Origin of the sequence: Sulfitobacter sp. AS59 (genome assembly GCF_038899995.1) — a bacterium.
Taxonomy (GTDB): Bacteria; Pseudomonadota; Alphaproteobacteria; order Rhodobacterales; family Rhodobacteraceae; genus Sulfitobacter.
In genome coordinates this window covers 72647-96051 of the sequence record NZ_JBBMQK010000007.1, presented here as the reverse complement: position 1 = coordinate 96051, position 23405 = coordinate 72647, and the positions used below count along the sequence as shown (strand labels likewise).

Annotated in this window: 24 protein-coding genes; 6 read left to right on the top strand and 18 right to left on the bottom strand. The window is 56.2% G+C overall.

Annotated elements, in window-relative coordinates:
- Positions 1-11 precede the first annotated feature (11 nt).
- From WNY39_RS15110 to WNY39_RS15055, 12 genes are all read right to left on the bottom strand, one after another.
- On the bottom strand, positions 12-506 hold the full coding sequence (locus WNY39_RS15110) for a prepilin peptidase (RefSeq protein WP_342846813.1): 495 nt from the start codon (positions 504-506) through the stop codon (positions 12-14).
- Between the two features lie 6 nt (positions 507-512).
- Complete coding sequence (locus tag WNY39_RS15105) at positions 513-1367, bottom strand: tetratricopeptide repeat protein (protein ID WP_342846812.1); 855 nt, start codon at positions 1365-1367, stop codon at positions 513-515.
- Between the two features lie 29 nt (positions 1368-1396).
- Positions 1397-1948 carry a tetratricopeptide repeat protein gene (locus tag WNY39_RS15100; protein ID WP_342846926.1) on the bottom strand — a complete coding sequence of 184 codons (552 nt, stop codon included), beginning with the start codon at positions 1946-1948 and terminating at the stop codon, positions 1397-1399.
- 44 nt (positions 1949-1992) lie between these two features.
- On the bottom strand, positions 1993-2934 hold the full coding sequence (locus tag WNY39_RS15095; protein ID WP_342846924.1) for a type II secretion system F family protein: 942 nt from the start codon (positions 2932-2934) through the stop codon (positions 1993-1995).
- A gap of 37 nt (positions 2935-2971) precedes the next feature.
- Positions 2972-3934, bottom strand: a complete 963-nt coding sequence (locus WNY39_RS15090) for a type II secretion system F family protein (RefSeq protein ID WP_341233411.1) — start codon at positions 3932-3934, stop codon at positions 2972-2974.
- Between the two features lie 11 nt (positions 3935-3945).
- Complete coding sequence (locus tag WNY39_RS15085) at positions 3946-5385, bottom strand: CpaF family protein (protein ID WP_342846809.1); 1440 nt, start codon at positions 5383-5385, stop codon at positions 3946-3948.
- A gap of 38 nt (positions 5386-5423) precedes the next feature.
- Positions 5424-6662 carry an AAA family ATPase gene (locus WNY39_RS15080; protein ID WP_342846808.1) on the bottom strand — a complete coding sequence of 413 codons (1239 nt, stop codon included), beginning with the start codon at positions 6660-6662 and terminating at the stop codon, positions 5424-5426.
- 268 nt (positions 6663-6930) lie between these two features.
- A complete protein-coding gene (locus WNY39_RS15075; RefSeq protein ID WP_341233669.1) occupies positions 6931-7551 on the bottom strand; it encodes an OmpA family protein in 621 nt (206 codons plus the stop codon).
- Positions 7552-7612: 61 nt separating this feature from the next.
- Complete coding sequence (locus WNY39_RS15070) at positions 7613-9052, bottom strand: type II and III secretion system protein family protein (protein ID WP_342846806.1); 1440 nt, start codon at positions 9050-9052, stop codon at positions 7613-7615.
- 196 nt (positions 9053-9248) lie between these two features.
- Positions 9249-10112 carry a Flp pilus assembly protein CpaB gene (gene cpaB, locus WNY39_RS15065; RefSeq protein ID WP_342846804.1) on the bottom strand — a complete coding sequence of 288 codons (864 nt, stop codon included), beginning with the start codon at positions 10110-10112 and terminating at the stop codon, positions 9249-9251.
- A gap of 157 nt (positions 10113-10269) precedes the next feature.
- Positions 10270-10443 (bottom strand): hypothetical protein, encoded by a 174-nt coding sequence (locus WNY39_RS15060; RefSeq protein WP_341233416.1) that lies wholly within the window; start codon positions 10441-10443, stop codon positions 10270-10272.
- Positions 10444-10554: 111 nt separating this feature from the next.
- Positions 10555-10746: a hypothetical protein gene (locus WNY39_RS15055; protein WP_342846801.1), complete on the bottom strand. Its 192-nt coding sequence runs from the start codon at positions 10744-10746 to the stop codon at positions 10555-10557.
- 366 nt (positions 10747-11112) lie between these two features.
- On the opposite strand from WNY39_RS15055, the gene WNY39_RS15050 reads away from it, so the two are divergent.
- The gene (locus WNY39_RS15050; protein ID WP_342846799.1) at positions 11113-11916 is read left to right on the top strand and encodes a lytic transglycosylase domain-containing protein; all 804 of its coding nucleotides are present in this window, start codon (positions 11113-11115) and stop codon (positions 11914-11916) included.
- Positions 11917-11974: 58 nt separating this feature from the next.
- Here WNY39_RS15050 and WNY39_RS15045 read toward each other — a convergent pair whose 3' ends face one another.
- The 6 genes from WNY39_RS15045 to tldD form a co-directional block, all read right to left on the bottom strand.
- Positions 11975-12598 (bottom strand): 3-oxoacid CoA-transferase subunit B, encoded by a 624-nt coding sequence (locus WNY39_RS15045; RefSeq protein WP_342846797.1) that lies wholly within the window; start codon positions 12596-12598, stop codon positions 11975-11977.
- 1 nt (position 12599) lies between these two features.
- Positions 12600-13295: a CoA transferase subunit A gene (locus WNY39_RS15040; RefSeq protein ID WP_342846795.1), complete on the bottom strand. Its 696-nt coding sequence runs from the start codon at positions 13293-13295 to the stop codon at positions 12600-12602.
- A 187-nt stretch (positions 13296-13482) separates the two neighbouring features.
- The gene (locus WNY39_RS15035) at positions 13483-14058 is read right to left on the bottom strand and encodes a L,D-transpeptidase (RefSeq protein ID WP_342846793.1); all 576 of its coding nucleotides are present in this window, start codon (positions 14056-14058) and stop codon (positions 13483-13485) included.
- 100 nt (positions 14059-14158) lie between these two features.
- The gene (topA, locus tag WNY39_RS15030) at positions 14159-16801 is read right to left on the bottom strand and encodes a type I DNA topoisomerase (RefSeq protein ID WP_342846791.1); all 2643 of its coding nucleotides are present in this window, start codon (positions 16799-16801) and stop codon (positions 14159-14161) included.
- 254 nt (positions 16802-17055) lie between these two features.
- Entirely contained in the window at positions 17056-18219 is a 1164-nt protein-coding gene (gene dprA / locus WNY39_RS15025) for a DNA-processing protein DprA (protein ID WP_342846789.1), read from the bottom strand.
- A gap of 102 nt (positions 18220-18321) precedes the next feature.
- A complete protein-coding gene (gene tldD / locus WNY39_RS15020) occupies positions 18322-19743 on the bottom strand; it encodes a metalloprotease TldD (RefSeq protein ID WP_342846787.1) in 1422 nt (473 codons plus the stop codon).
- A 176-nt stretch (positions 19744-19919) separates the two neighbouring features.
- On the opposite strand from tldD, the gene coxB reads away from it, so the two are divergent.
- The 5 genes from coxB (at position 19920) to WNY39_RS14995 (ending at position 23391) form a co-directional block, all read left to right on the top strand.
- Positions 19920-20816, top strand: coding sequence for a cytochrome c oxidase subunit II (gene coxB, locus WNY39_RS15015; RefSeq protein ID WP_342846786.1), 897 nt, complete (start codon positions 19920-19922; stop codon positions 20814-20816).
- 63 nt (positions 20817-20879) lie between these two features.
- Positions 20880-21818 (top strand): heme o synthase, encoded by a 939-nt coding sequence (cyoE, locus tag WNY39_RS15010; RefSeq protein ID WP_342846784.1) that lies wholly within the window; start codon positions 20880-20882, stop codon positions 21816-21818.
- Complete coding sequence (locus tag WNY39_RS15005) at positions 21815-21991, top strand: cytochrome C oxidase assembly protein (protein ID WP_219578781.1); 177 nt, start codon at positions 21815-21817, stop codon at positions 21989-21991. Before cyoE ends, WNY39_RS15005 begins: the two co-directional genes overlap by 4 nt.
- Positions 21991-22566 carry a cytochrome c oxidase assembly protein gene (locus WNY39_RS15000; protein WP_342846781.1) on the top strand — a complete coding sequence of 192 codons (576 nt, stop codon included), beginning with the start codon at positions 21991-21993 and terminating at the stop codon, positions 22564-22566. Before WNY39_RS15005 ends, WNY39_RS15000 begins: the two co-directional genes overlap by 1 nt.
- 21 nt (positions 22567-22587) lie before the next feature.
- Positions 22588-23391, top strand: coding sequence for a cytochrome c oxidase subunit 3 (locus WNY39_RS14995; protein WP_341233428.1), 804 nt, complete (start codon positions 22588-22590; stop codon positions 23389-23391).
- Positions 23392-23405: the final 14 nt, after the last annotated feature.

Sequence of the window (23405 nt, the reverse complement as noted above, 5' to 3'; positions counted from 1 at the left end):
TATGGCGTAAATCAGGCCCCGAAACGCGCACCAAGGATCAAATAGATGGCAAGGGTAGGGCCAAGGGCCAAACCCATCGGGAATTTCTTGCTTTGCTCCCAGCTGGTCCAATGGGGCACCATCTTGCGGATCGGGGTGTATTTGGCACCGCGATGGGTGGCGGCAGCAGCCAGAATTGTGGCCATGAGCAGTGCAAGCATAAGGCGCAGATCGCCCAAAGCGACAAAGGGAACAGCGGCAGCAATGAATTTTGCATCGCCCGCCCCCATGACCCCGGCAGCGTTCAGAAAAATCCCGACCACCAACGCGACAGCCATTGCCAGCAGGTGCCAAAGATAGGTTTCAAAGGGCAGTGCAATCGGGCCGATCACCACAAAAACAGCAGCCAATGCCAGCACTGTCGGGTTCGTTATCCGCATCGATGCCATGTCCGTATAGGCCGCATAGAGGCATAGGGGGACGACGAAGGGCAGAAACCATAGGGCTGCGTAAACGGTGATCGACATCACCCGTCAGCCCGAGTTTTCCAAAGCACGCAGTGACCGAACGGCGGTTTCAAAATGCTGCGGATGGGTGCTGATGGCGTCTTGCAACAGGCCTTTGCCGGTTTCGACGTCGCCTTTCTTGATCGCTGATAAGGCAAGCGTGTGCAAAAGCTGCGCGCGTTCTGTCTGGTCCATCTCGATCGGGGGGAGCGAATATTCGCGCTGTGCGCCGCGCGCCAGCACCAAATTGTTCTTGGCGGTAAACAGGGTGGGGTCCTGACGGATCGCGTCGCCAAACAACCGCTCGGCTGCTTTGTATTCGCCACGTGTCAGTTTGGAATAGCCCCAGTTGTTCATCACCGACGCAGGCTGCATGGTCAGACCGATTGCGATTTCGTAAAAGCTGTCGGCCTTTTCCCATTCCTGCTTGCTGTCTGCGACAATCGCCTCAAGCCGGTAGCGGTTATAGGTTTCATGGGTCGGGGGCACTGTGTCTAATGTCTTTTCAGCCTTTGCCCAATCGCCAGAGCGGATCAGCGCGTCCGCATAGTCGACACTGTCATCCGGTGTCGCGTCTTCCATTTTGATGATCTTTGCCCAGATGGTTGCCGCTTCGGGATAGCGTTTTGCGCGAACCAAGGATTTCGCCAGTCCGCGTTGGATTTCGATCCGTTCGGGGTTTTCCTGCGCGGTGCGGGAAAAGTAGTTCACCGCCTCGTTCGGATCCGCGACGGTCAGCATCACATCGTTAAGGTTGGTTTCATCGATGACATTTACATCTTGAAATGCACGCGAAACGGCGTTGTCACCAGACTTGTCACCACAGCCTGAAACGATAGTCGCGCCTGCAATGCAGGCGGCCAATATAATGGGGTGGCGCATTTGTGCGTCCTTTTACTGCTCTGTCTCGGTCATGGTACTGACCGGATCAGGAAGTCACCCGAACCGCGCCGCACCAATTTATAATCGTCTTCTTGATTTTGGATCGTAACAGAGTTTTCTGTTTTTGCGAGTGCTAAGCGTAAATTGTCGCGGATTGCGTCACTTTCGCCATTGTCGAGCGCATAAGCCTTACGAAACGTAAGCTTTGCTTCGGCCAATTTGCCACGCTCCATCAAAACCACGCCTAGATTATTCCATACCTCGGGCTGGGTGGCGTCCTTGGCCACGGCCTCGCGCAGCAGCTTTTCGGCTTGTCCCAACCGCCCCAAACCCAGATTGGCACTGCCCAGACCAGACAGGATTTCGGCACTCAGTGTGGTCGCCAGTGCCGCACGGTTAAAGGCGCGGATGGCCAGTTCGTATTCTCCGGCGGCCATCAGACGATGCGCCACTTCGACCCCGTCTTCGGCATCTTTGCGCATGTTCACGCCGGGGGCAAAGGGGCTGGGGTCGCTGCGCTGGCCCCCTAACGCAGGAAAACCGCCCGGTGAACAGGCGGTTAATCCGGTGGCAACTGTCAGGCAAAGCACAAACGCAGCGCTGCGTTTGAGACCTTGGCGTATGATCATCTTGTACCTGCACCCAGCTGTGTAATTCCCAGTACGGACGGCGCTACGAGGATAAGTAGCAAAGGCGGTACTGTCAGCATCATTGTGGCAAGGGTCATCTTGGTTGGCAACTTGTTTGCGGCCTCTTCGGCGCGCATCACGCGTTTATCGCGCATCTCTTCTGCATAGACCCGCAGGGCATCGGAAATGGATGTACCAAAGGCGGCAGATTGAACCAGAACGGTCACAAAGGACGAGATATCCTGAACGCCACAGCGTTCGCCCATATCGTTCAAGACGGTGATCTTGTCCTTGCCAGCCTTCATTTCATAGGCAACGACTTCGAACTCTTCGGCCAATGCGGGATAGGACGCACGCAGCTCGCTTGCAACACGCACGATAGATTGATCCAGTGATTGCCCCGCCTCGACGCAGACCAGCATCATATCCAGCGCGTCGGGAAAACCACGGGTGATTTGTTCTTTGCGCTCGGCCGCGCGTTTGGTCACCCAGTAGCGGGGCAGGTAATAGCCGATGCCGCCGGGACCAACCGTATAAAGCATCATTTTTTGGGTTGTCAGACCTTCGCCGCCGCCCAGAAAGTTGACGTAGACAACCCCGATCACCAGCCCGGATATGCCAAGGATCATCTGGGCAAAGTGGAAAAACCGCACCGCATCGCGCGAGGAATAGCCGGCCTGCCGCAGCATCAGCTCTTTGGCGCTAAGCTCTTCCAGATTTTCGGGCTCAAGAAACTTGGCGAATTTCTGAAGCTGCTCATTCCGGTCAGACTGCCGCAGACGCTGTTGCGAGGACCGAGGCCCAGACGCGGCGGATTGACTACGCTTAAGCTTGGTTAACGGGTCCTCTGGCTGGCGGAGGATCATCAGAACGGTCCCGCCGATCATCATCAGGCCCATAACGCCCAGTAAGATGATCCAGCCAAGCGGGCCCATCATATTATCAATGGTCGAAAAAATATCCACGATAGCCCCCTTAAACCTTAATGTCGGTCAGTTTGCGCATGACCAACAGGTTTGCGCTTAAGAACACGACGACCGCGATACACCCGGGCACGAACAGCGGGTGGGTCATGACCTCGTCATAGTAATTAGGGTCGCCCAGCTTGATCACGATCAATGCGACAATCGGGAACGCCGACAGGAACTTGCCGGACCATTTCGCCTCGGCTGTGATGGCGTTTACGCGGCGGAACAATTTGAAACGGGCGCGGATCACCTTGGCCAGACCGGCCAGAATTTCAGCAAGGTTGCCACCTGATTGTTGTTGGATGGTCACGGCCATCGCAAGGAAGCGTAGATCTTGCATATCCAGCCGTTCCGCCATGTCTTTCAGCGCCTCGCCGACGTCGCGCCCGTAGGCGGATTCATCCGCGATAATGCCGAATTCCGACGCAAGCGGGTCTTGAATTTCTTTCGCGACGATGGAAATCGCGCTGGAAAACGGGTGCCCGACACGCAGGGAACGGACCATAAGTTCAACGGCATCTGGCAGTTGCTCTTCGATCATGTTCATCCGTTTTTTCGCCTTTGTGGCGACCCAGAAATACACCGCCCCGATGCCGATACCGATTGAGATGATCATCCGCACGGGCGGTTCGGTGCTGGTGCCAATGGTCAGACCGAAAAACGCTACAATAGACAGCCCGGCCATGATCATAACCAACTGCTGCGGCGAAAACGCGATTGCGGCTTTTTGTGCTTTTTCAGCCAGCATGGAATAGATCGGGATCGATTTGCGATCCATGTGCTGCTGCATTTCCTTGCGCAGCTTATCCAGCACCTCTTCGCGACGGGTGCCTTTTTCCAACATTTCAAGACGCCGGTTCACGCGGCTGTTCAGGCTGATGGATTTGCCAAAGGCGACCAGATACAAACCTTCGACCAGCACCAGAACGCCGATAAAGATCAGACCATAGATGATAGGTTCAATGCTCATGACGTGTTCCCTTACTTGACCACAGTGGGTTCATAGATCGAGGACGGCAGATCATAGCCCCACATCTTAAACCGTTCTGAGAAATGGCTGCGCACGCCTGTGGCGGTGAAATGGCCGATAATCTTGTTTTCAGGCGTTAACCCGACCCGCTGATAGCGGAACAATTCCTGCATCGAGATCACGTCGCCCTCCATCCCGGTGATTTCCGAGATCGATGTCATACGCCGCGAGCCATCTTGCAGGCGCGAGGCCTGCACGATCAGGTTTACAGCGCTTGATATCTGGCTGCGCACGGCCTTGAGTGGCATTTCAATGCCTGCCATCGCAATCATATTTTCCAAACGGCTGATACCGTCGCGGGCAGAGTTGGCGTGGATCGTGGTCATTGATCCGTCGTGGCCGGTGTTCATGGCCTGCAACATATCGATCACCTCGTCACCGCGGGTTTCCCCCACGATGATGCGGTCCGGGCGCATCCGTAGCGCGTTTTTCAGACAATCGCGGGCTGTCACTTCACCTTTTCCCTCGACGTTGGGCGGGCGGCTTTCCATCCGGCCGACATGGGTTTGTTGCAGTTGAAGTTCGGCGGTGTCTTCGATGGTCAGAATGCGTTCGTCATTGTCGATAAAGGATGACAGAGCGTTCAACGTGGTTGTCTTACCTGACCCGGTGCCGCCCGATACGATGATGTTCAGGCGGGTGGCCACAGCCGCTTGCAGATAGGCGGCCATTTCCTCGGAAAAGGCACCGAAAGACACCAGATCATCAATGCCCAGCTTGTCTTTTTTGAACTTACGAATGGATACAAGGCTGCCGTCCACCGCAATTGGCGGCACCATGGCGTTGAAACGTGACCCGTCTTTCAGCCGCGCATCCACGTATGGGTTGCTTTCGTCCACGCGACGGCCCACAGCTGAAACGATCTTGTCGATGATCCGCAGCAGGTGCTTTTCATCTTTAAACGTGACGTCCGTCAGTTGCAGTTTACCGGCACGTTCCACGAAAATCTGTTGGGGGCCGTTTACCAGAATATCGTTGACGGTATCGTCTTTCAGCAATGTCTCAAGCGGGCCAAGACCGGTGACTTCGTCGTAAAGTTCAGAGTTCAGCTGAACCCGATCTTCGCGGTTCAGCACGATGGATTTTTCGGACAGGATTTCAGCCGAAATATCGTTGATCTCTTGGCGCAGGTCTTGTTCGGTCGCGTGTTCAAGTGCGGCAAGGTTCAGGTTGTCCAAAAGTGCACGGTGAAGCTCCAGCTTCAGCTCGCTCATCCGCTGTTTGCGCTTTAGCTCGCGGTCCTGGGGGGCCGCCATCGCGGGCACCGCCGCCCGGCGCATTGTGACAGGTTTGATCGCCGGTTGGTCCGCTGGTTTTGGCGGTTCCGCTTTTGCGGGGGCCGCTGGTTTTGTAGGCACGGCAACGTTCGGTTTTTTGTATTTGGAAAACATTGGGCGACTTTCTGGTTTAGCGGGCGCTTTGATCGGTCTTAGGCAGCTTTGACGCCGTCGTTCTTCAGCTCGTGAATAGAGGCGGCCAATTTCGCGAATTCGCGGCGCAACGGGCTTTTGGGGGCGGAAATGGCCAAGGGCGTACCATGATCATTGGCCTGCGTTACTTGCTTGCCACCATCAGGAAGCTGCACATCAATCGAGATGCCCAAGCTTTCAGCCAGACGCTTTACGCGGCTTTTTGATGTAAGATCAGTGAACTTTGGCGCGCGGTTCAGGATGAACCGCAATGTTTCAATTGGCAGTTCTTCGGATTGCAGCGCGCGTTTGAACCGCAGGGTATTTTGCGCACAGCGCATGTCCAGCTCAAGCAGGGCGAAATAGACATGTGCGTTGGTCAGCACCGTTTCCGTCCATTGCACCAAGGTCGATGGCATATCGACAATGACGTAATCAAACTGGTTGCGTGCCACATCAAGAATGCGCTTCACATCATCGGATGTAATAAGATCAAGCGGCAGAATTTCCGGCGGTGACGTCAAAACGTGAAGCCGCTCTTCGTAAGTCAAAAGCGCTTGGCCAAAGCTTTCTTCGTCCATGGTTTCGGTCTCGGACAGCATATCATAGACCGCTTCGCGGGGCGGCAGATCAAGATATGTCGCGACCGATCCGAACTGAAGATCAAGATCCAGCAGGCATACTTTGGCGGGGTTTTTCTTGTCCGCTGTGGCCAGTTCCCACGCGAGATTTACAGCCATGGTCGTCGCGCCAGTACCACCGGCCAAACCGTGCACAACGATCAGCGCACCATCCTTTTGCGCACCCGATGTGAGTTGCGCGGTCTGGGGTTCTGGCTGCGGCGCTTGGACGGGGGCCGCGCGCACACGCTCAATGGCCGCTGCCAATTCCCCTTCGGGAAGCGGGTAGGGGACAAATTCATCCGCGCCTTGGCGCAGCAATGAGTGAAGCGAAACCGGGCTCATGTCCTCGGCGATCAGAATAACCTTTAAATCTTGTGCTTTGGCTTGGCTGATGACCTGACCCATGAGGGCAAGGTTATCTTCATCCGCCGCATCGACAGCCAGTGCGATTAGCTCAAGCGTTTGGGATTCCGGTTGTCCTAGAAAAGACAGCGCTTCGGCAAAGCTAAGATCGCCCCAGCATTCGCCCAAAGCACCTTCCATATCTTCGATCAGAAGGTCGAAGTTTTGCACATCGCGACTGACCGTGCAGGCGACGATTTGCGGGGCTTCGATCTGTGGCACTGTGCTGGCCATGGCCTCTTTCTTCCTTCCATATTGGGTGCTTGGCAGAGACGTCATGGCAGAGCGCCGGATTAGACATCTTTGCGGTCGCTTGCGCCGGATCTGTTAACCAGTCGCAATTTGCCCGTTGCACAGGATATCTCAGCGAACTAGGGCGAGATTGGGGCTAAAAAGCTTCTATTGTTGGGTATTTTGAAACGATCATGGGTCGTGCAGCGGATTGGTGATTTCGGCGCGATCCCAGCTAGGGCGCACGCCAGTTGCAATGCACCGTCCTTGGCTATTCGGTCGCGAGCGCGGTTGTACTGCCCGTCAACTGTGTTGGTGGCACCGCGCTGGCCACGTAATCGCGGTAAATGATCTGCGCGTATTTCCCGTCCAGCACGGTCGGATGGCGCTTTACGAAACCGTTAACTTCGGTAACGGTCCGCCGGTTTGCACGTTCGCGCCCTTGCGAGACGATCAAGGGCTGTGTTTCGCCAAAGGAAACAACGGCTTCTAGCCGGCTGCGCCCGATGCCTTGCGTCGCAAAAAAGCTGATAACGGCCTGTGCACGGCGCATGCCAAGCGATTTGTTATAACGGTTTGAACCCACGGCATCGGTATGTCCGTACACGCGGAAACGCACCTCGGGGAATTGGCGTATCCAGTTCGCCTGCTGCCGCAAAGCCGCCTGCGCTGGCCCGTCCAGCTGGGCAGAGTTAAATGCGAACGTCACCGTTGATGGCACTTCGCTGGCAAAACGATTTGCCAGATCAAAGGTGTATTGTTTTTCGCCTGTCATGATCAGGCGGTTGTTCAGCGTGGCGTCGCCAAAGGTGCCGATATCGGTGATTGAACCAGCTTCGCGATAGAATTGCGTATACACTGGATCCGAGCTTTGCCCGCAAGCGGCGAGCATCGTAAGGGTTGCGATCAGGCTGGCTGAACCAAGTTTGGCTGTGATCTGAGAATTCATCGCTTTAATCCAGTACGTAGCCGTAAGAGCCACTGAAATCCTGTTTGGCAACTTCGCCTGCAGCACCTTTCGTCGGTGCGCGCGTGCCACCGGTCACCCGTCCGTTAAGGAACAAATCGCTTTCGGTGGGCGGGGTGATCCGGTCCGTGGGCAGTGCCAAAGCCTCGCCGCGGGTTGGTGTCACCAGATGGGCGGTAATGATAATCACCAGCTCGGTCTGCTGGCGTTGATAGTTCGCGCTGCGGAATAGGGCCCCCAAAACAGGAACGTCGCCGATCCACGGCAGTTGGCTGGAGGTGTCGGTAAAGTCATCTTGCAAAAGTCCCGCAATAGCAAAGCTTTCACCATCGCGCATTTCGACCGTGGTCGATGTTTCGCGGCGGGTGAAGGCCGCGATGTTAAAGCCATTGCCCAAAGACACCGAATTTGACGCGTCAATTGCTGACACAGCGGCGTTGAGTTCTAGATTGATCAGATCCTTATCGACGACACGGGGGATAAAGCTCATCTCGACGCCGAAGGGTTTGTATTCGACCGAAACGCGGTCATCAGATTGCGACACAGGAACCGGATATTCGCCACCCGCCAGGAATTTCGCCTCTTGGCCGGACAGGGCAACAAGGTTGGGTTCAGCAAGGAAACGCACCGCGCCTTTTTGTTCAAGCGCTTCAAGCAGCAAGCCGACCTGAGTAGAACCGGCGTTAAAGCCGAACAGGACCGCGCCCGCATTGGTGTTGGTCGAAGGGGTCGATCCGGCAAGCGAATTGGCAATGGCCCCGGATGTGTTGGTTGTATTGGTCCCGCCGCTCAAGGTGCGACTTGCGGCACCCAGACCGTCCAGCGCCAAGGACGCGCTAAGCGATTTTGAAACCGACCGCTGCATTTCAGCAAAGCGGACTTTCATCATGACCTGCTGAATGCCGCCCACACTCATCAAATTCGATACGCGCTCCGGTGCATAGCGTTCCGCCAAATCCAGCGCGCGCTGCAAACGCTGCGTTGATGACACGATGCCGGACATGACGATGCCGTCATTTGCTGTGCGCACTTCGATCTTTTCACCGGGAAGGATCTGGCGCAGCCGTTCTTTGAATTCCGAGATGTCCGAGGCGACGCGCACATCGACATTCGTGATCAACTGGCCGGCCGCGTCCAACAACGTCAACGTGGTCAGACCGGGGGATTTGCCCAGAACATAGATGGTGCGTTCAGACAAAGACGAAATGTCGGCGATGCCGGGGTTCGCGATGCTAAGCTCTGCAAAGGGGATGTCGCTTTCAACCACGACCGCGCGGTTCATCGGAACCTCAAGCGCGCGGTTGGTACCCTTTTTGACCACGCGCAGGGTGTCAGCCTGCACGGCGGTCGGGGCGGCCATCATCATTGGCATTGCACATAGGGTCAGCCCCAAAAAGGCCGCTGTAAATAATTTATCGATTTTCATGTGACCTGCCTTTGTGATCACGCCTCTGGGGTGGGTCTTGTTGCCCGTCGTTTCCCACACCTTGAGCGTATTTGGCCATTTTTGCAAGAATCAATGATGCAACGGTGCAATTTGCTGTGGATTAAGGGCAACATGTGCCTTTAAAGACCAAAAGCCACGCATCATGGCGCGGCATTTGGTGTGATTTACCGAAAACTCAGTTTGTGCAGGGGATCGGAATTTCCATAACTTCTGCACCCCGGCGCGTCCGTATTGTGCATACGCGTTCTTTCTCGACTTCTACCTTCGCGGTTTCTGTCTGGATGCCCAATAGCTTGCGTTGGTCGACCTCGATGCTGGAGGCGACTGTGTCATCTTCTGCCCCGACCAGCGACAGCGACAGCTTGCCGGTGGACTGCGCCTGCGCCAATGCGGCGACCTGATCGGGTTTGACCGCAACTGTCACGGTTTGTGCGATCTCGGCTTCGCTGCGTTCGCCGCCCGCGCTTTGGTCAATCGCGATCAGTTGGATGCCCGCCTCAATCAGCTTGGTGACATCACCCGATCCGTTTTGACTGGCCCCGTCCAAGTTAATGCGGCCGGTCCAATAGACATCGACGCGGTCACCGGGGCGCAGAAAACCGGAAACGCCGCTGGATGCATCAACCATGATTGTGAAAGCGCGCGTGCCACGTTCCAGCCGAGATGTCAGACCTGTGTCTTGGCCCGGCTCAGTGACCTTGACGGCCATAATGGCTTCGTCTTTTTCGATGGCGCGTAGCACCACGCGCAACTGGTCGCTGTTTTCTGGGAAAAGAACGGCAGCGTCCAGAAACGTGCCCTCGGGGATTGCATTTTCAGGCCATGCGACTTGGCGGACATCATCGCGCGAAAGCTGTTGGCCGTATTTCAGAGGTTTATCGGCGACGAAGACATTCACCGTCGGCACGATCTGGGCCAACGCGGCCTGTGCCTGTGCGTTTGCCATCTGGTATTCGCCGATGCGGCCCTTGGCCAGATAGACTGCACCGCCCGCAAGAGCGATGCCCGCCAACAGGACCAGTCCAAATAACATCCGCATGGTGTTTCCCTCGTAAATTCATCCGCCAAAAATATTTCTGGCGTATATCGCGCCCAAGATGCCGGTAAATTATGGCCTGACTATGGAGCAGAGGCGGCATTAATGAGCCGACAGTTTGTTATGGGGTAATTGGTCGGCTCTAGTAGATATTTGTGGGTCAAGAACCGCCAGGTTTCATGACGATTGTCCGGTCGGCAAGATCGACAGTGCCATCACGGGTGGCCGTAACGATCATGAGCGCGAAGAAGACAATGGCAGCACATAGTACAACCCAGTCAACAGTGATCGCACCGTCGGCCTTGGTGATAAAATTTTTGATTTTATTGTACATGAATGATGCCTTTAGGGGTTAAAATCTCGATCAAATTGGCCGCATCTTGCTGCATAAAATGCGGCCAATTTTTGTTGAACAATCAAGATTTTTTGCAATCTTATCGGAGTGTTAGCTTCCGACTTTGGCTGGCTTAACCGTGTCCATGTAAGTTTTGGTGTTGCTGGTCAGTGTGGACGCGCCACTTTCGATCGATGAGTAAGCAGCAACGGCCAGGCCAACAACGGCGGCGGTCAGAACAACCCAGTCAACTGTTACTGCGCCGGATTCGTCATTTTTAAAGTTTTTGATAAGTTTCATCATGGTATGTCCCTCCAAGGATCACAAAGAATTTCAATCTCAACCGTGTCGATGTCTGCGGCGCTGTGTCTGCTTATTCAGCGTCTGTCCGACTTGGTATGACGCTATATAGCCCCCTGAATGAGGCATGAATTTGGCGTCAATTGTGACATTTGCGCTTTCTGCGACGATTAACTGCAGATTAATTTTACGCGCCTGAATCTAAATGAAAAAAAGTTTCAACTTTTTCTGAATCCCCCGCTTGGGCAGGGTTTGGGGCTTAGATTAAGGCGATTTAGCCACAATCCCTGCCATGATTGGCTGGTTTTTAGAGGTTTTTCATGCGATGTTCAGCCTATCGAGCAGAATAAGCATAAAAAGCAGGCGAAGATGTTTCGATTATTTACGATCTCGCTCATGGCGGGGGTATTGGCGGGGCCAATGCTCTGGGCTGACGCGCCCAAACCTTTTCCACAGTTCGAAGCAAAACGTGTAAAGCCGCCCAAACCGGGAAGCCGGAACCGAATTAACGTCTTCATTGAACCCCAAGCACCAGCCACCCCGCAGGTCGTGGCGACGCCATCGGGGGCCATCGCGCCTGCTGCACCGGGGCAGTTTGACTGGTTCTGGGATAAGGTATCGCCTGATCGGGCCAAGTCAGGACCCGGACGGCTAGAAGTTGCAATGACGACGCTCGCCACCGCGGGCAGCAAGGTGCCGGCACCCCGAATGCAGCAAATGCAGCAGATCGCGCAAGCCAACGGAATAGACATCTTACGTTCAACCATCGGAACCAAGGTGTCACCTGCATTGGTCTTGGCGGTGATCACTGTTGAATCGGCGGGGCGAGCAGACGCCATCAGCGGGGCAGGGGCCCAAGGGTTGATGCAGTTGATGCCAGACACGGCCGCGCGTTTTGGCGTGGATGACAGTATGAAGCCCACCCAAAATATCTTGGGCGGTGTGAAATACCTTGATTGGTTAATGGGCCATTTTGACAGTGATCCCATTCTGGTGCTGGCAGGATATAATGCGGGCGAGGGATCGGTACGCGACCATGCAGGCGTGCCACCTTTCGCAGAAACCCGCGATTATGTGCCCAAGGTGTTGGCCGCGTTCCAAGTGGCCAAAGGGCTGTGCCAGACCCCGCCAGAGCTTATTTCAGACGGCTGCGTTTTCGTGGCAATGAAATAGCCCACGAAAAAGGGGCGCAGCCAACCAAGTCGCGCCCCTTTCTTAATGTCTTGGTCAATTAGACGATTGTGGCTTGGGTCGCGGCGCGCAGCTCTTCCTCGGTAACGCCATCGGCGCATTCCACGATCTTTAGCCCACCTTCGACGACATCCAGTACACCAAGGTTGGTGATGATGCGGTCCACCACGGCCTTGCCGGTCAGCGGCAGGCTGCATTCCTTAAGGACTTTGCTGTCGCCGTGTTTGTTGGTGTGATCCATCACAACGACCACGCGGCCAACACCAGCCACCAGATCCATCGCGCCGCCCATGCCTTTGACCAGCTTGCCGGGGATCATCCAGTTTGCCAGATCGCCGTTTTCAGCAACTTCCATGGCACCAAGGATCGCCATGGCAATCTTGCCGCCGCGGATCATGCCAAAAGACGTCGCACTATCGAAATAGGCGGTCTGGGGCAGTTCCGTGATGGTTTGCTTGCCCGCGTTGATCAGGTCGGCGTCTTCGGTCCCGTCAATCGGGAACGGGCCCATGCCGAGCATGCCGTTTTCCGATTGCAGGGTCACTTCGACGCCTTCGGGGATGTAGTTTGACACCAGCGTCGGAATCCCGATGCCCAGGTTCACATACCAGCCGTCTTGCAGTTCGAGCGCGGCGCGCGCCGCCATTTGATTGCGATCCCACATATTATGCGCTCCTTACCGTGCGTTGTTCGATCCGCTTTTCATGCTCACCCTGAACGATGCGGTGCACATAGATGCCGGGCAGGTGGATCGTGTCAGGGTCAAGGCTGCCTGTCGGAACGATCTCTTCGACCTCGACGATGCAGATTTTGCCGCACATCGCGGCGGGCGGGTTAAAGTTGCGGGCGGTCTTGCGGAACACCAGATTGCCTGTCGCGTCCGCTTTCCACGCCTTTACGATGGCCAGATCGGCAAAGATGCCCTCTTCCATGATATAGGTCTCGCCGTTGAAATCTTTGTGCTCTTTACCTTCGGCGATGACAGTACCAACGCCCGTTTTGGTGTAGAAGCCGGGAATGCCCGCGCCGCCGGCACGCATACGTTCAGCCAGCGTGCCTTGTGGGTTGAATTCCAATTCCAGCTCGCCGCTGAGATACTGACGCATAAACTCGGCGTTTTCGCCCACGTAAGAGCTGATCATTTTCTTGACCTGCTTGGTCTGAAGCAAAATGCCGATCCCGAAATCGTCAACGCCCGCGTTGTTCGACGCAAACGTCAGATCCTTGGTGCCAGCGTCGCGGATCGCAGCAAGCAGCAGTTCGGGGATGCCGCAGAGGCCAAAACCGCCAGCGGCAATCAGCATGCCGTCGCGTAATACGCCGTCCAGCGCTTCGGCGGCGCTACCATAGATTTTCTTCATTCCGGGTCCTTTCGATAGCGGGGCCATCCCGCGCGTCTCCATGCATATTCACTTCTATGACGCTACGTTTCGCAGGTGTCAAATATGGCTCAGGCGCACCGGTTAAGATGCGCCTGAAAACTGTTCTAATTGTAAGTGAAGAGGGATTATTGGGCTGCTCAGCCGCTCATTCGCGCGCTGCTTTTTCTCAGACGATACGAACCTGGGTGCCGATGGGCGCGATTTGAAACAGCGCTTCGATCATGTGATTGTAAAGACCGATACACCCGTCCGAGCTTTGCCGCCCGATCTTGCGGGTGTCGTGGGTGCCGTGGATCAGATAGGCGGGCCAGCCCAGATACATCGCATGGGTGCCCAGCGGATTGTCCGGGCCGGGGGGCATGTATTTCAATTCGGGGTTGCGTTCGATCATGCTGGCGGTCGGGGTCCAGTCGGGGCCAACACGTTTGCGCATGATCTTGGTGTAGCCGCGCTTGGTCAGCTCGTCACTGCGCGGCACAGAGGTCGGATATATATTATAAGTTTCGCCGTCACCGCTCCAGAAATGCAAGGCACGCGATGTCGTGTCCGCAACGATGGCGGCCTTGCCAAGATCATCAAAGTGGTCCTGCCAGCGCTGCTGGGTAAAGCTAGAGGTGTTGTGGCGTACAGGGTCGCCCTCCCTTTCCGGCTCGGCTGACTGCGCGCGAAGAATAGAGGGCATGAATAGGGTGGCACCGGCCACCGTTAAAAATTTGCGACGTGGAATATTCTGCTCGGCCATCCTTGTGCTCCTTATGCTGTGGCATTCACTGCACAGGTGACACTTGGATGGCCAAGCGGCAATTCACGTATTCATGAATTGCAATGCATTCACGAAATGGTTACCCGGCCTTCTTGGCGGGCGCCTTTTTCGCGGGCGCTTTCTTTTTGGCGGCGGGCTTCTTTGCTGCGGGCTTTTTAGCAGCGGCCTTTTTTGCAGGTGCCTTTTTGGTGGCGGCCTTGCGCTTGGCCGGTGACTTGGCCAGCTTCTCCTCGATCAGCTCGACGGCACGTTCCATGGTCAGGTCGGCAGGCTCGACTTCTTTGGGAATGGTCGCGTTGACCTTTTCCCATTTCACGTAGGGCCCGTATTTTCCTTCCATGATGTTCACATCGCCGCCCAGATCTGGGTGCTCGCCCATTTCGCGGATCGGTTTTGCGGCCTTGCCACGCCCGCCCCGGCTGGCAACCTTTTCGGCCAGCAATTGCACGGCACGGTTCATGCCAACGGTGAATACTTCGTCGAGGCTTTCAAGGTTGGCGTTTGTGCCGCCACGATCCGACGTGCTGGGCGCATGTTTGATATAGGGGCCGTAACGCCCGATATTGGCCCAAACCATGATCCCGTCTTCGGGGTGGGGGCCGATCTCGCGCGGCAAGGACAGCAGCATCAATGCGCGGTCCAGCTCAAGCTCTTCTGCGGGCCAGTCTTTGGGCACCGATTGGCGTGGCGGTTTCTTGTTCTCTTCGGTGACGGCACCGCGCTGCACATAAGGGCCAAAACGTCCCTTAAACACGCGAATTTCGTCGCCATCGTCTTCGCCCAAAAGCTTGCCATCCGGCGGGATAGCCGATTTCTCTGCCTCGGGGTCAGGCGGGCCGAAGGGGCGCGTATAGCGGCATTCGGGGTAGTTCGAGCAGCCAATGAACGCGCCACCCGACCGCGCTGTGCGCATCGACAATCGACCGGTCCCGCAGTTAGGACACAGACGCGGATCCGAGCCATCTTCGGTTGGTGGGAACAGGTGCGGCTCTAGAACTTCGTTAATTTTCTCGAGCACTTCGGTGATCCGCAGATCGGCCGTTTCAGCAATCGCCGCTGAGAAATCTTTCCAGAAGCGGCCCAAAACGTCTTTGTAATCCGCATCCGCCGCGCTGACTTTATCCAGTTGGTTTTCAAGATCGGCTGTAAAGTCATAGCCGATATACTTACGGAAATAATTCTCGAGAAATGCGGTCACAAGCCGCCCCTTGTCCTCGGGGAACAGACGGTTGCCTTCCTTGCGGACGTATTCGCGGTCTTGGATGGTGGTCACGACGCTTGCATATGTCGACGGGCGTCCGATCCCCAACTCTTCCATGCGTTTGACGAGCGTGGCTTCGGTATAGCGTGGTGGCGGCTGCGTGAAATGCTGCTCGGGCGTGACCGAGCGTTTGTCCATTTTATCGCCCTGGCTGATTTGGGGCAGACGCTTGTCGTCCTCGTCGACGACATCATCGCGGCCTTCTTCATAGACACGCAAGAAGCCGTCGAACTGAACAACCTGACCTGTCGCGCGCAGGCCGACCTGTTCGTCTTTGCTGCCAATCTCGACCGTTGTCCGCTCCAGCCGAGCGCTTTCCATCTGGCACGCCAACGTGCGTTTCCAGATCAGGTCATACAGCTTGCGCTGATCCGGCTCTGTCAATTTCAACGCGGCTGCATCCTTGGCCATATCGGTCGGGCGGATACATTCGTGCGCTTCTTGGGCGTTCTTGGCTTTGTTCTTGTAGATGCGCGGGGCTGACGGCACGTATTCCGCGCCAAAGCGATCCTTGATCGCGTCGCGGGCCATAGTCATCGCTTCGGGGGCCATGTCGATGCCGTCTGTCCGCATGTAGGTAATGTGACCGGCCTCGTACAAACGTTGGGCGGTGCTCATGGTTTGGCGGGCACCCATACCGAATTTACGGCTGGCCTCTTGCTGCAGGGTCGACGTCATGAACGGCGCCGAAGGGTTCCGGCTGGCGGGTTTTGCCTCCACACTGGTGACCGTTAGATCTCGGCTGGTGATCGCCTGCACAGCCATTTCGGCCTGTGTGTCATTGCCCAGATCGAAACGATCCAGCTTTTTGCCAGCAAGGGTGACAAGCCGCGCTTCGAATTCCTGACCGCGCGGTGTGGCGACCAGTGCTTTCACGCTCCAATATTCGCGGTTTCGGAACGCTTCGATTTCCATTTCGCGTTCGACGATTAACCGCAAAGTTACCGACTGCACGCGACCTGCCGATTTCGCACCGGGTAGCTTGCGCCACAAAACCGGGGACAGGTTGAACCCGACGAGGTAATCCAGCGCACGGCGTGCCAAATACGCCTCGACCAATGGCATATCCACTTGGCGCGGGTTTTTCATCGCCTCGGTGACGGCGGATTTCGTGATCGCGTTGAAAACCACGCGGCTGACAGGCGTGTCTTTCTTGATCGATTTGCGGGCGGTCAGCGCCTCTTGCAGGTGCCAACTGATCGCTTCCCCTTCGCGGTCGGGGTCAGTCGCGAGGATCAGTTCGTTGTCGTTCTTCAACGCGTCGGCGATCGCTTTTACGTGCTTCTTGCTGGCCGATGCGACCTCCCAAAGCATGTCGAAATCATTATCGGGGTCGACCGATCCATCCTTGGGCGGAAGGTCACGTACGTGGCCATATGAGGCTAGAACAGTGTAATTGCTGCCCAGATAAGAGTTGATCGTTTTGGCCTTAGCAGGTGATTCGACGACAACAACTGGCATATATTTCCGTACCTTGGATCAATTGGAATGGGTCTGCGTGTGCTGTGACATGTGGCGTAGCGGGTGTTTTGTCAATGCGCAGGGCGTTTGAAACTGGACAGTCCGTTCACCCATAGCGGCGGCAGATGCAAGTTGCGCGTGTATCAGATTTTAGTGACGGCAAGCCAATAGGGCCGGCGTGATGAATGTGATTGTCGAATGGTTTTGCCGGGAATGTGCGCAGGGAAACACAGGCAGCGGTGGTATGCGATTTCTCATCCCGCCCGCGAAACCAAACCTCCGGGCTGGCGCAGCACTTGCCCTTCCAATTCAAGGTCGATCAGGGCGGGTGCAACTTTGGCCGGGGCGGCTTTCAAATCGCGGATAAGCTGGTCTTCGGCGATGGGGCTTGGCCCCAAGCGTGACAGAATTTGCATGTGCAGGGCGGCGGTCTCCCTCAGCGTTCTTTGCGAGGTCGCCTGTTTTTCGCCGGGTGCAAGATTAAGCTCTGGCTGAGGGGAGGGGGACGCAGGCAGGCACTCTTTGCCCAAAGCTTCGATCACATCGGCGGTGTTTCTGACCAGCCCTGCGCCATCTCGGATCAGCATATTGCATCCGGCCGCACGTGCGTCGAAGGGGTGACCGGGCACGGCCAAAACATCACGGCCCTGATCCAAGGCGTCACGTGTGGTGATCAAGCTGCCTGACTTGGCGGCGGCTTCGACCACGATTGTTGCGCGGCTAAGTCCTGCGATGATCCTGTTGCGGCTGGGGAAATGGCGCGCCATCGGCTGCAGGCCCATCGGTTGTTCCGACACGCGCACGCCCGATTTTGCAATGTCATGGGCCAATTGGGTGTTTTCGGCCGGGTACATCACGTCGATGCCGCCTGCCTGCACCGCAATGGTCCCCGTGGGAAGTGCCGCAAGATGGGCCGCCGCATCAATCCCACGCGCCAACCCCGACACCACAATATAACCAGCCTCGCCCAGACCTTTTGCCAGCGCTTTGGCCATACGCGTGCCCAGTGACGACGCGTTGCGTGCGCCGACCATTGAAACGGTTGGGCGGTTCAGCAGATCAATATTTCCCAGCACCCACAAAAAGGGCGGGGCATCGTCAAGCTCGGCTAGGGGTTTGGGGTAATCTGCTGTGCCGTGCATGATCAGCCGTGCACCGGCGGCCTTGCCCGCCCGCAATTCTGCATGAACAACGCCCTCGGGGCACACCTCGTAATTTTGGACGCCCGCGGCGCGCGCCACCATTGGCAGCGCGGCCAGCGCATTCTGCGCAGTGCCATGTTCGGTCAGCAGTCGTTTATACGTTGATACGCCGACCCGGCGCGAGCGCAACAAACGAAGACGGGCAAAACTTTCGTCTTCCGAGGTGGGTGGGATTGGGGGGTGAGTGGAAGAAGGATTGTGGTCCTTGTCAGTCATCCCGTGTCTCCGCTTGTTGCAGAATCAGGTATAGGCAGACCTGGTTAACAACGCGTGAACGGTTCCCCGCCCATTTTCGCTAAATGGGCTGGGGAAAATCAATTAAGTCGCGGCACCGCCGACGGTCAGGCCGCCGATCATCAGGGTCGGTTGCCCTACGCCGACAGGCACCCACTGACCGGCCTTGCCGCAGTTGCCCATGCCGGGGTCCAGCGTCGGATCATTGCCAATGGCGCGGATCTGTTTCAGGGCGGTCGCCCCGTCGCCGATCAGCGTGGCACCCTTTACCGGTGCACCGACAACACCGTTTTGAACGCGATATGCCTCGGTGCAAGAGAACACGAACTTGCCATTTGTGATGTCGACCTGCCCGCCGCCAAACCCGACGGCATAAATACCATCCTTGAGGTCGGCGACAATATCACCGGGTGCCACGTTACCGCCCAGCATATAGGTGTTGGTCATGCGCGGCATCGGAATATGCGCATAAGATTCGCGCCGTCCGTTTCCTGTCGATTTCACGCCCATCAGGCGCGCGTTCTGGCGGTCTTGCATATAGCCGACCAAAACCCCGTCTTCGATCAATGTGTTTTTGGCCGATGGCGTGCCTTCGTCATCGATGGTGATGGACCCGCGCCGATCAGGGATGGTGCCATCGTCCAGCACGGTCACGCCTTTGGCGGCGATCTGTTGGCCCATCAACCCGGCAAATGCGCTGCTGCCTTTGCGATTAAAATCACCCTCTAACCCGTGGCCAATGGCCTCGTGCAGCAGGATGCCAGGCCAGCCGGGGCCCAGCACGACATCCATCATGCCCGCGGGCGCAGGGACGGCCTCAAGGTTAACGCAGGCAACCCGCAAAGCTTCGCGGGTTTTTGCCTGCCAATCGGATCGCGCGATCAAACCGTCCAGCCCAACGCGCCCGCCACCACCGGCTGTGCCGCTTTCGCGCCGACCGTTCTGTTCAACGATGACGGAAATGTTAACGCGGGTCATGGGGCGGATATCGCGGACGGTCGTGCCCTCGGGGCGCAGTATTTCGACCTCTTGGATCGACGCGGATATAGAGGCAGACACCTGCACCACGCGTTTGTCCAAACTTCTGGCGAAATCGTCGATTTCACGAAGTGTTTCGACTTTTACCGAAAATGTCGCACCGGCAATAGGGTCTTCATCTGTATAGAGGTGTCGATTGGTCGCAGTTGGACCATCAGCCCATGTACCGCCACCGTCGCCGACGGCCAAACGCGCGGTCTCGGCGGCCCTGCGCAGGGCAGATTCGGTGATTTGCGACGAATGTGCATATCCAGCGACCTCGCCGCGTACGGCGCGCAGGCCAAACCCCTCAGATGCATCGTAGCTTGCTGTTTTTAGGCGACCATCATCAAACATCAGCCCCTCAGACCGACGCCGTTCAAAGAACAATTCGCCGTCATCCGCGCCTGCTACAGCATCTTTCAGCACAGCAAGGGCCGTGTCGCGGTCAAGGTCACCCTCAAAAGGGTTAAAACGAGGTTGGCTCATCAAGATGTTCCCTGATTTGTGTCAAAAAGATCGCTTCGCGTCCGTTTGACACAAGCAGAAGTCTTTATCTTGAAGTTAGAATATGATTGTAAGCATAGAGATTACAACGGCACGTGGTCCAAAACGGCACCTGCTGCTAAGATTCGCTATCAATGGTCACAAGATCAGGACGACATATGAAACATCTTCTTAAACTTTCAGGTCTCATGGCCGCCTTTTCTGCCGCCCCCGCATGGGCACAGGAAAACCTTCGCATCGATGGCCTCGAAATCATCGGGGAACCGATTGACGGGGAAATGGGCTTTCAGCCTGCCGTAACCCGCGTCGCACAAGACATTCATGATCTGGATTATCTGATCTTGGTGATCATCACGCTGATCACGTTGTTCGTAACGGGCCTGATTCTTTGGGTCGCGTTCCGCTACAACAAAAAACGCAACCCGACCGCAGCGTCCTTTACGCACCACACCCCGGTTGAAATCGCGTGGACCATTGCGCCGATTTTGATCCTTGTGCTGATCGGTGCCTATTCGCTGCCGATCCTTTTCCGCCAGCAGGAAATCCCGCAGGCTGATTTGACCATCAAGGCGATCGGGAACCAGTGGTACTGGTCGTATGAATACGTGGACGATGGTTTCGGCTTTGACAGCTACATGATCGGTGCCCCGGCTTTGGGCGGTGAAAACCGCAAAACACCCGAGGTCGTCGCCGAGCTGGAAGCCGCAGGCTATACCGAGCAGCAGTTCCTTTTGGCGACCGACACCGCTGTCGTGATCCCCGTGGGTAAGACAATTGTTGTTCAGGTCACCGGTTCCGACGTGATCCACTCTTGGGCCGTTCCCGCCTTTGGCGTCAAACAAGACGCCGTTCCGGGCCGTCTGGCCGAAACATGGTTCACCGCTGAAAAAGAAGGTGTGTACTTTGGTCAGTGTTCGGAGCTGTGCGGCAACGCGCATGCTTATATGCCGATCACCGTCAAAGTCGTATCCGAGGCGGCATACGCCCAATGGCTGGGTCAGGCGAAAGCCGAATACGCAGGTATTGCACAGCCTTTGACCATCGCGTCGAAGTAACTAAATGTAAGATGCCGGGGCGCGCGCTGCGTGGCCCGGCCCTCCTGTATATGAGTTTTTGACATGTCAGACACGAGCACAACCACTTCTGGCGACTACGAGTCGCAGCTGGGTGATTACTTCGCACTGCTGAAGCCACGTGTGATGCAGCTGGTCGTTTTCACCGCGCTGGTCGGCATGTTGGCGGCACCTGTATCCGTGCATCCTGTCGTTGGCGTTGCGTCGATCTTGTTCGTGGCGATTGGCGCTGGCGCATCGGGTGCTTTGAACATGTGGTGGGATGCCGATATCGATGCCATCATGCGCCGCACCGCAGGCCGTCCGATCCCGTCGGGGCGTGTTCAACCGGGCGAGGCATTGGCAATCGGTATTGCGCTGTCTGGCTTGTCGGTGATGATGCTGGGGCTGGCGGCGAATTTGCTGGCCGCAGGCATGTTGCTGTTCACTATCCTATTTTACGCTGTTTTCTACAGCATGTGGCTGAAACGTGCGACGCCGCAGAACATCGTTATCGGTGGGGCTGCCGGTGCGTTTCCACCTGTCATCGGCTGGATCATCGCCACGGGCAGTTTCTCGGTCGAGGCGTGGCTGATGTTCGCGCTTATCTTCATGTGGACACCCCCGCATTTCTGGGCTTTGGCGCTGTTCATGCGCAATGATTATGATGATGCCAAGGTGCCGATGTTGACCGTCACCCATGGTCGGCCATCCACGCGCCGCCATATCCTTGCCTATACAGTTTTGCTGGTGATCCTTGCCGTTGGTACCGGGTTCACATCGATTGGCGGGCCGATCTATCTGGTGACCGCCGTTGTGCTGAACGCGCTGTTCCTGATTGGTGCCGTGAAAATTTGGAAGCGGAACGAAGACGACAGCGAAGCCGATAACTTCTTGGTCGAGCGCAAGTTTTTCAGATTGTCCCTGTGGTATCTGTTCCTGCATTTTGGTGCGATTTTGGCCGAGGCTACATTGCGTCCCTATGGTCTAGGAGGTTGGTCATGAGCATTCGCGTCGAACACGAGCTGCACACACGGCGCCGTGGCCGCAATCTGGGCATTGGTCTGATGCTGGGCGCGTTCGTCCTGCTGGTGATGGCCCTGACCTTTGTTAAGATTACCAATATCGATTTTGGTGATCTGCCCGGTGGTGCCATCCAAACGCAGGAGAGCAACTGATGGCAATGTCCGGTCCGGCAAAGACTGTGGCGCAGACCGTATCAGTTGTTGTGCTGATGGGCGGGCTGGCCTGGGCGTCGGTGCCGTTCTACAACTGGTTTTGCAAGGTTACCGGGTTCGGCGGCACGCCGGGCCAGGTCAGCGCCAATGCAGGCGATATTCTGGATCAAACGATCAAGATCCGCTTCGACGGCAGCCTGAATCAGGGCATGCCTTGGGAATTCAAGCCTGCCGTAACCGAGATGGAACTGCGCATCGGTGAAACGGGTCTTGCCTTTTACGAGGCATATAACCCGACCGATAAGCCGATTGCGGGGCAGGCGTCATATAACGTCACGCCCTATTCGGCTGGTCCATTCTTTGAGAAAATCGAATGCTTCTGCTTTACTGAACAGGTGCTTGCCCCCGGCGAGCGGGTTCAGATGCCGGTAAGCTTCTTTGTCGATCCGGAAATCGTCAAAGACCTTGATGGCAAGTATGTACATACGATCACACTATCTTATACGTTCTATGAAATTGATTTGCCCGAGGGATATGCCGCCCTTGATCAAGGCAGCCAGACAAACCTGAATTAGCAAAAGGTGAGGGACGCCACCATGGCCCATGAAAAAAACCACGACTACCACATTCTAGCGCCCTCGACATGGCCGCTGCTCAGCTCTTTGGCTGGCTGTGCCATGCTGGCCGGCATCGTTTTCTGGATGCACGACATTACACCGTTCGTGTTCTTTGCTGGTTTGGCGGGCGTGCTCTATTGCATGTTTGGCTGGTGGTCCGAAGTTGTCGCTGAAAGCAAGATCGGCGATCACACATCTGTCGTACGCATCGGTCTGCGCTATGGCTTTATCCTGTTCATCATGTCCGAGGTGATGTTCTTTGTTGCATGGTTCTGGACCTTCTTCAAAGAAGCGCTGTACCCGATGGATGCCTTCTTCGGCTCCACCTATGTTCAGCCTGACATCGTACCCGTTGACGCATTTCACCTGCCGCTGATCAACACGCTTATTTTGCTGCTGTCCGGCTGTGCGGTCACGTGGGCACACCACGCTTTGGTGCATGAAAACAACCGCAAGGACCTGGTCACTGGCTTGGCCGTCGCGATTGGTCTGGGCCTGATGTTCACAGCGTTCCAAGCATATGAATACTATGAGCTGCTTGCGCATGATGACTGGACCTTTGGCGGTGATCTGTTCTTCTCCAGCTTCTTTATGGCAACCGGGTTTCACGGCTTTCACGTGATCATCGGCACGATCTTTCTGACCGTGTGTCTGATCCGCGCGATGCGGGGCGATTTCACGCCTGAGCAGCACGTCGGTTTCGAAGCCGCAGCATGGTACTGGCACTTTGTTGATGTGGTATGGCTGTTTCTTTTCTTCGCCGTCTACATGTGGGGCATCTAAACGCCCCGCCTGCT